The sequence below is a fragment of the Actinotignum sanguinis genome (assembly GCF_030230305.1).
Lineage (GTDB): Bacteria > Actinomycetota > Actinomycetes > Actinomycetales > Actinomycetaceae > Actinotignum > Actinotignum sanguinis.
Genome location: NZ_JASPCQ010000001.1, coordinates 194,515 through 208,552, shown reverse-complemented (window position 1 = coordinate 208,552; position 14,038 = coordinate 194,515). Strand labels below are relative to the sequence as shown.

Annotated in this window: 9 protein-coding genes; 7 read left to right on the top strand and 2 right to left on the bottom strand. The window is 60.8% G+C overall.

The genetic code is table 11. From position 1 onward, the window contains the following. Positions 1 to 119: 119 nt before the first annotated feature. Positions 120 to 1,373, bottom strand: a complete 1,254-nt coding sequence (locus QP828_RS00920) for an alpha/beta fold hydrolase (protein WP_087070471.1) — start codon at positions 1,371 to 1,373, stop codon at positions 120 to 122. A gap of 35 nt (positions 1,374 to 1,408) precedes the next feature. Continuing rightward, positions 1,409 to 3,409, bottom strand: coding sequence for a potassium transporter Kup (locus tag QP828_RS00915; RefSeq protein WP_087070472.1), 2,001 nt, complete (start codon positions 3,407 to 3,409; stop codon positions 1,409 to 1,411). A gap of 123 nt (positions 3,410 to 3,532) precedes the next feature. Between QP828_RS00915 and QP828_RS00910 the strand changes: the two genes are divergently transcribed. The 7 genes from QP828_RS00910 to QP828_RS00880 all read left to right on the top strand — a co-directional run bounded on the left by QP828_RS00910 (position 3,533) and on the right by QP828_RS00880 (position 14,033). After that, positions 3,533 to 3,829 carry a hypothetical protein gene (locus QP828_RS00910; protein WP_087070473.1) on the top strand — a complete coding sequence of 99 codons (297 nt, stop codon included), beginning with the start codon at positions 3,533 to 3,535 and terminating at the stop codon, positions 3,827 to 3,829. A gap of 52 nt (positions 3,830 to 3,881) precedes the next feature. Beyond that, positions 3,882 to 5,390 (top strand): M18 family aminopeptidase, encoded by a 1,509-nt coding sequence (locus tag QP828_RS00905; protein WP_234984469.1) that lies wholly within the window; start codon positions 3,882 to 3,884, stop codon positions 5,388 to 5,390. Continuing rightward, positions 5,383 to 7,068 (top strand): class I adenylate-forming enzyme family protein, encoded by a 1,686-nt coding sequence (locus tag QP828_RS00900; protein ID WP_087070475.1) that lies wholly within the window; start codon positions 5,383 to 5,385, stop codon positions 7,066 to 7,068. Before QP828_RS00905 ends, QP828_RS00900 begins: the two co-directional genes overlap by 8 nt. 427 nt (positions 7,069 to 7,495) lie before the next feature. Continuing rightward, positions 7,496 to 9,280, top strand: coding sequence for an ABC transporter substrate-binding protein (locus QP828_RS00895; RefSeq protein WP_284891039.1), 1,785 nt, complete (start codon positions 7,496 to 7,498; stop codon positions 9,278 to 9,280). A gap of 208 nt (positions 9,281 to 9,488) precedes the next feature. Next, the gene (locus QP828_RS00890; protein ID WP_284891038.1) at positions 9,489 to 11,015 is read left to right on the top strand and encodes an ABC transporter permease; all 1,527 of its coding nucleotides are present in this window, start codon (positions 9,489 to 9,491) and stop codon (positions 11,013 to 11,015) included. A gap of 51 nt (positions 11,016 to 11,066) precedes the next feature. Next, the gene (locus QP828_RS00885) at positions 11,067 to 12,218 is read left to right on the top strand and encodes an ABC transporter permease (protein ID WP_284891037.1); all 1,152 of its coding nucleotides are present in this window, start codon (positions 11,067 to 11,069) and stop codon (positions 12,216 to 12,218) included. After that, positions 12,219 to 14,033, top strand: coding sequence for an ABC transporter ATP-binding protein (locus QP828_RS00880; RefSeq protein ID WP_284891036.1), 1,815 nt, complete (start codon positions 12,219 to 12,221; stop codon positions 14,031 to 14,033). It abuts the gene before it with no gap. Positions 14,034 to 14,038 lie beyond the last annotated feature (5 nt).

Here is a 14,038-nt window from a genome sequence, read left to right as displayed (position 1 = left end):
CACGTCCCGCGCCCAGTTATCTGGAATTTCCGGACAACTGGGCACCGTGCGGGGTGTTCGGTTAGTGCAGCTCAGCACGCCCGGCTAACCCCGCCGCGGGGCGTTCCTGGCGCGCATAGTTAGCGCAGCCGCGTTCCATCCGCCAATTCAAAGAGCGTGCGCAGCACCGCCCCGTTACTGGAACGCAAACCGCTGTGCTCATGAGTGGAAGTTACGTACCGGTGGATCCCAGGAAGCAGTGCCCCCGTTTCCAACGAGAACTCCAGGGGCACATAGGCATCATTCACGTACACAGCAGCCGCACCGCGCGCGCCTGATTCCCGCAAAGCATCCGGGAAGTAGAGTTGAGGCCACTCCCAGGTGGCCAGCTTCTCAACTACATCCTTCCACGGTTGGAATGCCGGCACGGTATCCGCCCATTCCGCCCACACATGTTCACCGTAGAGAAGCGAAGTATCGGTGCGGAAATCCTCCGGTTGGGTACGCTCCGCGCTCCAATCGGTGACCACGCCGTCCGCGTAGGAGGATTCGTGCAGCACATAGTAGAGCGGGTTACGCCCATCAAACGGCATGGCCGCGGCCAGGTCATAACGGAAAGCGGTGGAAGCCGGATCCTTTTCCAGCAGGTAGTACAGTTCCCGCCACCCGTTATCCGAACCGAGAAGGTGCCCGAGGGAACGCAGCCGCGAAGGTGAGACAATTTCCCCGGTGGGTAATTCGATGGAGCCGCTACCGGCCAGATCCACCAGCTCCCGTACCCGATCCCGATGCGCGGGGAAGCGCCGGTAGTACTCTGCACTGTGCTCCCGCATCTTTTCCCACGTGAGGGAATAGACATCATCAGCGCTGTGGCGCACCGCGGTGAGCCCGCCGGTGAGGAAAGCCTGATCGATATGTTCGGGCGCGACCGAGAGGTAATGCACGGTAGTGAAACCACCGAAGGACTGCCCGAGCAGGTTGATTTTCTCCACGCCGAGCTCGCGGCGCAGCGCTTCGCAATCGCGCACAATGCCGTCAGCGCGCAGGTGGCTGAGATATTCGGCCACTTCCGCGGCGCTTCCCGTGCTCAGGATATCTTCCCCAACGGGTGTGGAGCGCCCTGTACCGCGTTCATCCACAAAAACAACCCGGTAGCGTTCCAGGGCCACATTTAGCCAGGAGGGTTCCAGCGGGGACAGGCTGGGCCGCCAGGCTTCATAACCGGGCCCGCCCTGCAGGTAGAAGAGATAAGGGAGGGATTCCCCGCCCGGGCGGGTGGCGATGCGAGCAAATATATCAATGGTGCGCGCATCTTCCCGATCCGCGGTGAGCGGCACCGTGAGGCTGAGTTCATCGAGGCGAAGCTGCTCGAGGTAGTGCGTTGTTGTCGTCATACTAGGAACGCTACCAGGCGCTTCGACATTAGTAGCTACACGATGACCTCGCGGGAAATCTCCACGGTGCGATCCGCCGGGAGACTCCTCACCCAGGCCGGCGATGCGGAATGGCGCGCGATCCGCGCAAAAAGCCAGGCTTGCCAGCGAGCCAATTGCGGAAAATCACCGGTGGCGGCAGAGCTCGTGGTGCCCGGAGCTGCGTCGTCGTTCTTCCCACGCGAGCGTACCCCCAGGTGGCTGAGCACCCACTGGGCCTCGCTCAGCTTCCAGGAACCCCACCCGTATTCGTGTTGCGCCCATTCCAGATCAGCCGGAATATTGCGGATATCCATGAAGCCGTAACGCATCGTGAGGTGTACAACGCCTTCCACGCGCGGGCTCACCTGCGTGCGGGTAATGCGTTCGGCGCGCTCGATATGGGCCTGCGGGGCCGTTTTAATGGAGAGAATAATAACGTGGTCGCGCAGACTGCGATGTAGCGCGGTGGTAGCCCGCAAAGCCGCCGGAACCGTGGTAGCGAGGGAATGCGGATAGATCACGGTACCCGGAACACGCCGCAGCGGATTTTTCTGCAGCTGCGCCGCGAACTCCGCGAGGGTACCTTCGGTTCGGGCCCGGGTAGCTGCTACCACTGCCTCCCCGCGCCGCCAGGTGAGCATAACGACCATAAGAACGAGGGCGATGAGCAGGGGGAGCCAGCCGCCGGTTACCAGCTTTGCGGCATTAGCGGCGAAAAGCGGAACTTCCACCACTCCGAGCACCACAGCCAGCGCAGCGCTTTGCCACCAGCGCCAGTGCCAGCCGATCACCGTGAGGGCTAAGAGCATGGCGGTGGTAAGAAGGAAATCGGTGGAGACCGCCAGCCCATAGGCGGATGAAAGCCGCTCCGAATCGCGGAAAATCACCACGACGGTCGCTACTGCGGCCACCAGCAGCCCGGTAATATCCGGCAGGTAAATCTGCCCCGCCCCACTCGCGGAGGTATAGCGAATCCGCAGGTGCGGCAGGTATCCCAACCGGGAAGCCTGGCGGGCAATGGAATAGGTCCCCGCGATCACCGATTGCGAGGCGATCACCGTGGCGCCGGTGGCCAGCAGCGTGAGTACCAGGGCCCACTGGGAAGAAACCAGATGGAAGAACGGATCGGCAATGGCCTCCGGATGCTCGAGCAGCAGTGCACCCTGCCCCAGGTAGTTACACACCAGTGCGGGCAGCACCACCGCGAACCACACCGCGGAAATGGGGCGCCGCCCGAAATGGGCGATATCGGCGTAGAGCGCTTCGGCACCCGTCACCGCAAGCACGACCGCGCCCATGGCGAAAAAACCGATGGCCGGGTGGCGAGCCACAAAAGTGAGGGCCTCATGCGGGGAAAGTGCCGCGAAAATTTCCGGATGCGCGGCAATATGCGGGAGGGCGATGAGAGCCAGGCCCGTGAACCACAGCAGCATGAAGGGCCCGAAAATAACGCCAACCCGCCCGGTACCGTAGCGCTGCATCCAACCCAGGGTGAGAAGAATCACCAGTGCGATGGGCACAATGAGGGTGGCGGGGAAGGTCGGGAGCGCCACCCGGATACCTTCGATAGCGGAAAGCACTGAAATGGCCGGGGTGATAACGGCGTCGCCGAAAAAGAGCGCCGCTCCGAACATGCCCGCTACCGTGAAGAGCGCGGCAGCCCGCGGCCGCCCACCGCTGAGAGTGCGCAGCAGGGTGGCGAGGGCAATAATGCCGCCTTCGCCGTCGTTATCCGCACGCAATACAAGAATGACGTACTTGAAGGACACGATAAGAAGGAGCATCCACACCACCAGGGAGATCACTCCGTAAATCGAGGCGTCCGTGAGCGGAACGGCGCCGCCATGCACGGTGAAAACCGCGCGCACAACGTAGAGCGGACTGGTCCCGATATCGCCGAAAACGACGCCGAGAGCGGCCAAACCAAGACCGGCCCGGGCCAGAGCCCCGCCACTGTCGGCACCGTGTTCTCCACCGTCACGCCGCAACGACGCAGCGCGAAAAATTTTTGTCATGAGCGGGAATCCTAGCTACCTTCGCTGACGAAAAAGCATGGAAAAGGTCCGGTGTGATGTTCTAGTCACCCGGTGTACCATCGTCCCAGGAAGCTAATCGTTGCGGTGAGGAGTTCAATAACAATGGAAACGGTGAACGGCGGCACCCAGCTCGCCACGAGCGGGGCGCAGGTCCTTGCCTGGGTGGTTATTAGCGTTTTGGTGCTGGCCCTGGGAATGCTTTTGCTTTTCTTGGCACGCCGCCACGCGGCGCGCGGCACCATGGAAGTCACGCCGGCAGAGGTTGCGGCCGGTGCCGTCGTGGAAAATGACGGTGCGGGGAACGACGGCGCAACTGAGGCCGCCGGCGGGCCTGGCACCACCGGAACCGATCCCGCGGGGGATTTCTGGGATTCCCCGGAGGGTAATTCGCGCCCCTAACCGCTGAAATAACGAGGCCGGGGTGCCCCGGCGGTCACTAGACTGGGAGGCCATGAGTATGTCTGAGTTTGCCGAGTCCACGCCTGATACCGCGCAGGCGGATACCGCGCCGGTGGATCCAATGCGGGTCCGGGAAGGTACCGCCGCTGATCACCACGCCCGCGGATACGCGCAGTTCATCGCGGAATCTCCGTCCTCCTACCACGCAGCTGCGCAGCTCGCGCGCATTCTGGAAGCACACGGTTTCACCGAGCAGCGCGAAACGGATGCCTGGGAGGCGCGCGGGGCGCGCTATGTGCGGCGCGGTGGGGCATTGATTGCCTGGGTGAGCCCGCGAGGTGCGGGTTCCGGTGAACTAGCGCCGTTCCGAATCCTGGGTGCACATACCGATTCACCCAGCCTCAAACTCAAGCCGGCCGGCATTTCTCGTCACGGGGGCTACACCCAGGTCGATATGGAAGTGTACGGCGGGCCACTACTCAATTCCTGGCTTAACCGTGACCTTGGCCTGGCCGGGCGTATCACGGATATGGACGGTCGGGAATACTTGGTTCGTACCCCCGCCTGCATGGTGATCCCGCAGCTCGCCCCGCACCTTATTTCGGGTAACCGCGATAGCCTCACCTTGGATCGCCAGCAGCATCTCCATCCGATTGTTACCGGGGCGTGCGGGGATGCCGGGGTGGAATCGGAGCTCGGCGCCGATACCGATAGCGATCTTTTTGAAACCCTGGCGCGCTATGCGGAGCCGGGCCCGGAGGGCCGGGAAACGCCCGGTGCCGAATGGATCGGCTGGCATGATATCTACGCATATGATGTTGAGCCGCCGCGGCGCAATGGGACGTACCTATCCGCCGGGCGTCAGGATAATTTATCCTCTGTATATGCCGGCCTTCGTGCGCTCCTCGATGGGGTGGCTGCGGGCGTGGGGAATGACGCGACTCTTCCCTACTTCCCAGTTTTCGCCGCTTTCGACCACGAAGAAGTCGGTTCGGGAACCACCAGCGGAGCCAGCGGGCCCTTCCTGGAAACCGTGCTGACCCGCATCGCGGAAAGCTTCGGGGTGCGCGGGGATAGCTGGTACCGGCTACTGGCGCGTTCGGCCTGCATGTCTGCCGATGCCGGGCACGCTCTCAACCCTAATTACGCGGAGTATTACGACCCGGATTCCGCCCCGCGCGCCGGTGCCGGCCCGCTTATCAAAATGAACGCCCAGCAGCGTTACGCCTCCGATGCCGAATCCGTCACGCTCGCTCTCCGGGCGGCTAGTGATGCCGGCGCTGCTTACCAGTTCTTCATTTCCCGGAATTCCATTCCCTGCGGCACCACCATCGGCCCGCTGACGGCTACTCGCCTGGGTATCACCACGGTGGATGTGGGCGTACCCCTCCTGTCCATGCACTCGGCGCGCGAGCTCTCCCACGTGGATGATCTCTACCAGCTGCGTCGCCTCATTCGCGGTTTCCTTTTCGGGGAGCACGCAGCTGATATGCCGGATGCGGATCTCGCGGATACCGGCGGGGGAGCGGGGTCGGGCTCAGAAAGTGAGAGCAATGAGTAGCGTCCCCGTCACGAACGTTGCCTATCTGCTTGATCGCACCGCTTTCGCCAACCCGGATCGCCCCTGTCTCTTCTATGACGCCACCGCCCTGACGGTCGGTGAGGCCCGCGATATCACCTCCCGCCTCGCCCAACTTTTCGTCCAGGCCGGTGTCTCACACGGGGACCGCGTTATGATCGTGGCCCATAATTCTCCCTATCACTATCTGGTTGCGGTGGCCTGCGCCCGCATCGGTGCGGTTTACGTTCCGGTGGACGCCCGCCTTCACCCGGTGGAGATTCAACGCCTCGTCGATTTTGCGGCCCCGCGCGTTCTTATCGCATGCGCGGAGATAGGCACCGCCGGCGCCTTCACCTCCACGGGAACTCTTATTCATTTTGTTATCGACGACGACGTCCTCGCCCCACCTTTCACTCCCGCCCTCACCAACGGCTATATTGCTCTGAGCGCGGCAACCGGGAGTTTCACCGCTGATTTCGTTGCCGATGGCACCGCCGGTCATCCCGCTTTTAATACCGAGGGATACCCGAGTGGGGTTGCCGTTATGATGTTCCGGCCCGCGCCCCCGGAAGCGCCCCGAGCCCTCGAACTTACCCATGACAATTTGTGGTGGGCGGATCGTATTTTCCATGATGCTCTGGGCTACGGGCGTGATGACATTTTCTTACACAGCGCTCGATGTTCCTCTATCGCCGGGTTCAACGGCGGCACGCTCTTCCACTTCGCGCGCGGGGGCCGCATTGTTATTGCGCGTACTCCCTCTCCGGCCGGCCTGCTGCACCTTATTGAAGAACGCCGGGTCACCACCATGTTCGGCACCCCCACCACCTATTCTTTTATGCTCGACGACGACACCTTCGTCGCCCGGGATCTTTCCAGTCTTCGCTACGCCTTCGTGGGCGGAGCAGCGGTACCGCCCGCTCTTATGGGGCGCCTGGATGCCGCGGGTCTACATCCGCTGAATATATGGGGGTCTGTGGAAACAGGCGGCGTCGGCCCGTATCTTCCCACCGCGCGCGTGGCGCACAAGGCTGAAACGGTGGGGCGTGCCATGCCCCACGTGGAGATTCGCTTGGTGGAGCCGGGTACCGATACCCCGGTGGCGCCCGGGGAAAGCGGAGAAATGCAATTACGCGGACCGAGCATTTCGGCCGGATACTGGCACGGGGAGAATTACCAGCGCTCCTCCTTCGCGGGGGAATGGTTCTGCTCTCAAGACCACGCGCGGGTAGATGCGGATGGATATATCACTCTGGTTGCCCGGGTCACCGATACCATCAAAACTGGGGGAGATACCGTTCACCCCGAAGAAATTGAGCGGGTACTCCACCAGTACCCGGGAGTGCGTTCCGCCCTGGTCACAGGTGTGCCAGATCCGGTGTGGGGCCAGGTGGTGGGCGCCGCCATTGTGATGGATTCCCACGAAGCCCGTCCCGAAGATTTCGCTACCCCGGATCCGGTAACCGGCGGTTTCGCGGTGGTGCCCCAGAGCCTACCCGTGCCCAGCCTCGATCAGCTCAGGGCTTTTGCTGCCCAGGCGCTCGCCTCCTTCAAACTCCCGCGCCTCCTGGTGGTGCTTGATGAGCTTCCGGTGGGCGATGACGGGAAGGTGTCCCGGGCGCGGCTGCGCGATCTCTTCGGGCACGGTACTGCCGCGCCCGCCCCCGCGGCGCCCTAAAACAGTGCTTATCTCATTGCTGGAATGATTTTGAGAAAAACTATCTCACCATATGAGATATACCTGGCGTGAGACGTGACTCCTTCCGGGGGTGGTTCTATCGGGATCCTCGCCCGTAAACGGCTCTATGCTGCGATTTTCTCCAATTTTTGCAAGCGTGAACATTTGCACATGAAAAAACACTGAGCCTAAACGTAAAGAAATCGTCAAGACTCGTGTAGGCTTTTTCCATGGTTAGAGCGGTGGCGCTGGCTATCCGCACAGGATGTCAATGCGTGTTCCATCCTGTGGAGATCGTCAACGCACCGGATTCCTGAGAATCCGGCACCGCTTTTGCATATTCCACGCGCTCACGGCGCGAACATGATCACTCCGTACCGGGGGACTGCCCCCGCGGCACGGAAACAGTCAATGAGGAGGTTCCTTCGTGAAGAAGACCGCTTATCCCTTGGTGGCCGGAGCAGCCGCGCTTGCTCTGGTCATGACTGGTTGTTCCTCCAACGGCAAGGGTGGCCCCACCCAGGTCGAAGGAAATGTCAACCGGACCGCTTCGGTTACCATCGGTGCCGATGAATTCCTGGGCTACAATGGCTTGACGCCCACTACCTACAGCTCGGCCAACTCGCTTGTTGTTGATCGCATGATGCCCGGATTCGGCTACTACTCCGCCAATGGCGAGTGGAAGCATGGCACCCCGCTCGGTGACTATGAAATGGTTTCCGAGAACCCGCTCACCGTGAAGTACACTTTCAACGATGATGCTAAGTACCAGGGCGGCGAACCCATCACCTGTGAAGATGCCTACATGGACTGGGTTAGCCAGAACCCGAAGTGGATTATGGATGGCCAGGCCGCTGCAGGCTCCGATGAACCGCTGTTCAACCACGTATCCAGCCCGGATACCTACGCGGACGGTGTTCCGGAAGGCCCCCAGTGCAATGCGGGTGACCGTTCCTTCACCATCACCTACGCCGCTCCGAATCCGGATTGGCAGCTGGTTGTTTCCGGTCCGCTTCCTTCGCACGTGGTAGCCAAGAAGATCGGTATCTCCAAGAAGGAGCTCTTCGAGGCCCTCAAGAACAAGGACTTTGCGACCGCCAAGAAGGCCGCTGAATTCTGGAATAACTGGAATTCGCCCACCCCGGGCCAGCTGCCCGCCGCGGAAGATGCGCCGTCCTTCGGCCCTTACACCCTCAAGGAAGGTGGTTGGGAAGCCGGTCAGTACATCACCATGGTTCCCAATCCGGATTGGTGGGGTGAGAAGCCCGGTCTTGATGAACTGGTAATCCGCTTCATCCCGCCGGAAGGCCAGGTTCAGGCCCTCGCCAACCAGAACGTCAATGTTATTGAACCGCAGGCCACCAAGGACACGCTCGATGCACTCAACGGCACCCAGGGCGTGACCGTCCTCGAAGGCAACACCATGATTTGGGAGCACTTCGACTTCAACTTCGGCCCCGGCTCCGTCTTCGCTAATGACAAGGGTGGCCTCGCGCTGCGCCAGGCCATGGCCTACTGCATCCCGCGTCAGCAGATTGTTGATTCGCTCATCAAGCCGCTCAACGCTAATGCTGAAGTCCTCAACTCGCGCGAATACTTCCCGGATAACCCCGAGTACAAGGAAGTTGTGGCGGCCTCCTACAACGGTGAATACGACACCGTGGATATCGAAAAGGCCAAGGCCAAGGTTGCTGAATCCGGTATCGCCAACCCGGTGGTCCGCATTGGATACAACCAGCCCAACCAGCGCCGTTCTGATGAGGTTGCCCTCGTGACCTCCTCCTGCGCCCAGGCCGGTATCACCGTCCAGGACGTCGGAGCCCAGGGCTTCATGGCCCCGGGTGGTGGCTATGAGAGCGGCGACTTCGACATGGTGCTCTTCGCCTGGTCCGGCTCCGGCCAGATTGTTTCCGGTGCGAATATCTACAAGTCCAACGGTGGCCAGAACAACACCTCGTATGCTAACGCCACTGTTGATACCGAATGGGACAAGGTTTCCTCCAGCCTGGATCCGAAGGTCCAGAAGGAAGCCAAGAAGGTGATTGAGAAGGAACTGTGGAACGACCTCTTCGGTATCCCGCTCTTCACCCACCCGGGTATTGCGGCCTACACCACGGGTATGGAGAACGTTGAGCGCAACGTCACCCAGTCCGGTATTGGTTGGAACGCCGAAAAGTGGGGCTGGGGCTCCGCTCCCGCCAAGGCTGAGTAATCAGCTCTATGCATAGGAAGTAATAGTTATTTTCTAGCTGCACCGGAGGGGCCGCGCTTGCGGCCCCTCCGGGCGTGCAGTCTCATGCGGCCTTCCTGTGTTACATCCCACGTCCCATTTCGTCTGGAAATGCTTATGTACTATAGTCACCGAGTAAAATTGTCCGAACCGGCGCCCATCGGCACACAGAACGGAAAGAAGTCTCGCGGTGTATAAATTCATCGCCAAACGAATTGGCATCTCAGTACTCATCCTCTGGGCCGCGTCGCTCCTTATTTTTGTTCTTACGATCAATTCTGGCGACCCCCTCGAGGACCTTCGCGAATCCAATAACCCGAATCGCGAAAACCTCATGCAGCAGCGCTCCTCCTTCATGGGCCTCGACCTGCCCTGGTATGAGCGCTATTGGGCTTGGCTGACCGGAGCTGCGAAATGCTTCATCGGTCAGTGCGACCTGGGGATTAACCGTTCCGGACAGTCTGTTAATGACATGCTCGGTCAGGCCGCTTCCGCCACCTTGCGCCTCGTGCTGGCGGCCACCTTCCTCGCGATTTTCTTCGGAATCTTCTTCGGTGTGATGAGCGCAATCCGCCGCTACACCGGTTTCGATTACATCGTGACCTTCCTCGCCTTCACCTTCTACTCACTGCCCGCCTTCGTCTTCGCGGTGCTCCTGAAGGAATACGGCGCTATTCGCTTTAACGACTGGCTGGCAGATCCAACAATCTCACTGGTCACTATCGTGATATTTGCCGGCATCTTCGCACTCTTTGTACAGGCCCTCGTGGCCGGCGGTCCGAAGCGGCGCGCCATGGCCGCGGGCATCAGCTTCGCCGTGGCTTTCGGTGTTATGGAATACATTTCCGTGACCCGTGCCTTCCTTGAACCTACTGGCGGGCTGTGGATTGAAGCTCTTATGGGCCTGGCCGGCACGGTGCTCTTCACCGGCCTCTTCCTCGGATTCTCCAATAAGCGCGGCTTTGCCGTGGTGGGAATCAATGCTGCAATTATGTTCGTCATCGTGGCGGCCTGCTCGAATATGCTCTGGGAGCCGACCTGGGGCTTCCTCATCTTGATTCTGGTTCTCGGGATGGCCGCTTCTGTGGGCGTGTCCTACTTCTTCGGTGGCTACGCGCGCCGCTCGGTGACCTGGGCATCGATCTGGGCCGTCTTCTCGGTGTGGATCGCGATTATTTTCGATTTCGCCGCCCGCTACTGGTCAACCTACCTGCCGCTCACCCAGAACCGCCCGATTTCTACTATCGGTTCGATGACCCCGAATTTCCAGGGTAGCCACGTATTCTGGCTGAGCTTCCTGGATTCCTTCACCCACCTCCTGCTGCCGACGATCTCGCTGACGCTTATGTCTATTGCGTCCTATACGCGCTATACGCGTTCGTCGATGCTGGAAGTGCTCGGTCAGGATTACATCCGTACCGCACGGGCCAAGGGCCTGCCCGAACACACGGTTATTACCCGGCACGCTTTCCGTAATGCCATGCTGCCGCTGCTGACCATTATCGCTTTCGATTTTGCGGGCCTGATCGGCGGCGCCGTTATTACCGAAACGGTCTTCGGCTGGAAGGGCATGGGTGAACTCTTCCGAACCGGGCTTGCCCAGGTGGATCCGGCCCCGGTTATGGCTTTCTTCCTGGTCACCGGCGGAGCCGCGGTGCTTATGAATATGGTCGCGGACATCATGTACGCCTACGTCGATCCTCGGATTAGGCGGTAACCATGAGCCTGACAACCCCCATGAATCGTCACGAAGCCCGAGGAGAATCCGATGAGTGAGAATCGTTCGAAAACAACCGTCGCGTCGCTCGACCCGGAACACGTTGTTGAGGTAGACGACGCTCAGCTCGCTTCCTCCAGCCCCTCCTATTCGCAGGGGCGCCTGGTGCTGCGCCGTTTCCTGCGGCATAAGCCCGCGATGGTGTCCGCCGTCGTTCTTATTCTTGTGACGCTGGTGGCTTTCCTGTCCATTGGCTGGAATATGAGCTTCTTCGGCCTGCACTGGCATTTCTCCGGTCTGTGGCGGCACAGCTACACGGACGTGCTGGATGTCGTCAATAACGGCAAACCGACCATGACCTGGATTTCGCTGGGTGAACACCCCTTCGGGCAGGACAATATCGGTAAGGACTACTTCGCCCTGACCATGAAGGGCACCCAGATTTCAATTATTATCGCTTTCGTTGTCGGGCTGGTGTCCACCATTATCGGCACGATTATCGGCGCGGCTGCGGGTTATTTCCGCGGTTGGACCGAAGCGATTCTCATGCGCATCACCGACCTCTTCATCGTGATCCCGCTCCTCATTCTCGCGGCGGTTATCGGCAAGATGGTGGGAAGCCAGGGGATCCTGTTCCTCGCGGTGATGCTGGGCGTGCTCTCCTGGACGGGCCTGGCCCGCCTGGTGCGTGGTGAAGTGCTCTCCTTGCGCGAACGCGAATTCGTAGCCTCGGCTCGCGCGCTGGGAGCTTCACCGTGGCGTATTATTTTCCGCCACATTCTCCCGAACTGCTTGGGCACGATTATCGTCTCGGCAACCCTGTCGATTTCTTCGGCAATTCTGCTAGAAACGTCGCTGTCCTTCCTCGGCTTCGGGGTGCGCCCGCCTGCTACGTCGCTCGGTTTGCTTATTTCTACCTACCAGACCACGTTCTCGACGCGCCCCTGGCTCTTCTTCGCCCCGGCCGGCCTGATCCTCATCATCGCGCTCTCCATTAACTTCATTGGTGACGGATTGCGTGATGCCTTCGATCCGCGCCAGCGTTCAGCGGTATCGCGCCGCAAGATGAAGGCCCTTGCCGAAGGACATATTGAGAACGACGTCGAAGCTGATCTCATGCCGGTGACCACCGCGGCCACCACCGCGACGGGTGGCGAGCACGCCGCTCCCGCATCCGACGCCACCGAAAGGAAGGGCGAATAAATGCGTCTTGGAAAACGCGCTGCAACAACGCAGGATAAAGCTGCCGCGACAGCGGCCACGCTCAAGGCTGACCAGCCCGTCGTCACCCCGCACCCGAAAACCGATAAGCCGGTGCTCGGCTTCGGTGAACTGGATGTCAAATTCGCGACCGAATTCGGCGCGGTTCATGCTGTGCGTGGCGTGAGTATCGATGTGCGCCCGGGTGAAGTGGTGGGTCTGGTCGGAGAGTCCGGTTCCGGTAAATCCGTCACCTCCACCACGGCCCTCGGCCTGCTCCCCTCCAATGCCGTTATTAGCGGAAGCGTGCAGGTAGCCGGGCGTGAAGTGCGCGGGATGACCTCGCGTGGCATGCGCGCGTTGCGCGGTGCCGAAGTGGGTATGGTGTTCCAGGAACCCATGACCGCGCTTAACCCGGTTCTCACTATCGGCCGCCAGATGACGGAAGGCTTGGAAACCCACGGACTCGCCTTCGGGGAAGATGCCCGTAATCGGGCGGTGGCCATGCTCAAGGCCGTCGGGCTGCCCGATGCCGAAGAGCGTATGAATCAGTACCCGCATCAGCTGTCCGGTGGGCAGCGCCAGCGCGTGGTCATCGCGATTGCGCTTATCGCCAACCCCTCCGTCATTATTGCGGACGAACCGACTACCGCCCTGGACGTTACGGTCCAGGCTGATATTCTCGACCTGCTGCGTTCCCTCAAGGACCAGCTCAATACCGGCATCCTCCTCATCACCCACTCCATGGGCGTCATCGCGGATATGGCCGACCGGGTTCATGTGATGTTCAAGGGTGAGATTGTGGAATCGGGCGACGTCGTCCAGGTTCTCAATCACCCCAAGCATCCGTATACCCGCCGACTGTTGGAAGCAGTGCCGCATCTGGGCCAGGGCCGTGAGCAATTTGGCTTCTCCCTGGAAAAGGAAGCTTCTATTGACCTCAATAAGAAGGTGCTGGAAGCCAAAGATCTCGTGATTGAATACGAGATTCCCGGTAAGGAGCCTTTCCGCGCTGTGGACCATGTGTCCCTAGATGTTGCGGAACGTGAAATTGTGGGCCTCGTGGGCGAATCCGGTTCCGGTAAATCCACCATCGGCAAGTGCGTGCTCGGGCTGATTCCGGCCGCCTCCGGTGAGGTGAAGATTTTTGGTGAGGACCTGGTGGGCGCTTCGCGTAAGCACGCCCAGGAACTGCGCCAGCACGTGGGCGTGGTCTTCCAGGATCCGGCCGCGTCCCTCGATCCGCGCTTCCCGGTCGGTGATTGCATTATGGAACCGCTCGACGTTCATAAGGTCGGTACCAAGGCCGAACGCCGCCAGCGTGTGTACGATCTGCTGGATGCGGTGCGCTTGCCGCGTTCTTCCTTCAACCGCTACCCCCATGAGCTTTCCGGTGGGCAGCGCCAGCGCGTGTGCATCGCCCGTGCCCTGGCCCTACGCCCCAAGCTCCTCATCGCGGACGAACCGACCTCCGCGCTGGACGTATCCGTCCAGGCCCAGGTTCTTACCATGCTCTCCGAGCTCCAGGATGACATGGGCTTTGCTTGCCTGTTCATTTCGCACGATCTTGCGGTGGTCGATATGCTCTCGCACCGCGTGGTCGTGCTGCAAAACGGCAAGGTTGTGGAAGCGGGCCGGCGCGAGGACGTCCTCCACAACCCGCAAGAAGCCTACACTCAGCGGCTTCTTGCGGCCGCTCCGGTTCCCGAACCGATTGAGCAGCGCCGCCGCCGCGAAGAACGCCACGCGCTGCTACGTAAGCAGGGCCGTGAAGTCTCGCGTTTGCGTTTGAATGAGAACGACGACGCCGCTATCTAGACGAG

Coding starts and splice junctions, on each gene's coding strand:
- QP828_RS00920 (WP_087070471.1), bottom strand. CDS start 1,373: ATGACGACAACAACGCACTACCTCGAGCAGCTTCGCCTCGATGAACTC.
- QP828_RS00910 (WP_087070473.1), top strand. CDS start 3,533: ATGGAAACGGTGAACGGCGGCACCCAGCTCGCCACGAGCGGGGCGCAG.
- QP828_RS00885 (WP_284891037.1), top strand. CDS start 11,067: ATGAGTGAGAATCGTTCGAAAACAACCGTCGCGTCGCTCGACCCGGAA.
- QP828_RS00880 (WP_284891036.1), top strand. CDS start 12,219: ATGCGTCTTGGAAAACGCGCTGCAACAACGCAGGATAAAGCTGCCGCG.
- QP828_RS00905 (WP_234984469.1), top strand. CDS start 3,882: ATGAGTATGTCTGAGTTTGCCGAGTCCACGCCTGATACCGCGCAGGCG.
- QP828_RS00900 (WP_087070475.1), top strand. CDS start 5,383: ATGAGTAGCGTCCCCGTCACGAACGTTGCCTATCTGCTTGATCGCACC.
- QP828_RS00915 (WP_087070472.1), bottom strand. CDS start 3,409: ATGACAAAAATTTTTCGCGCTGCGTCGTTGCGGCGTGACGGTGGAGAA.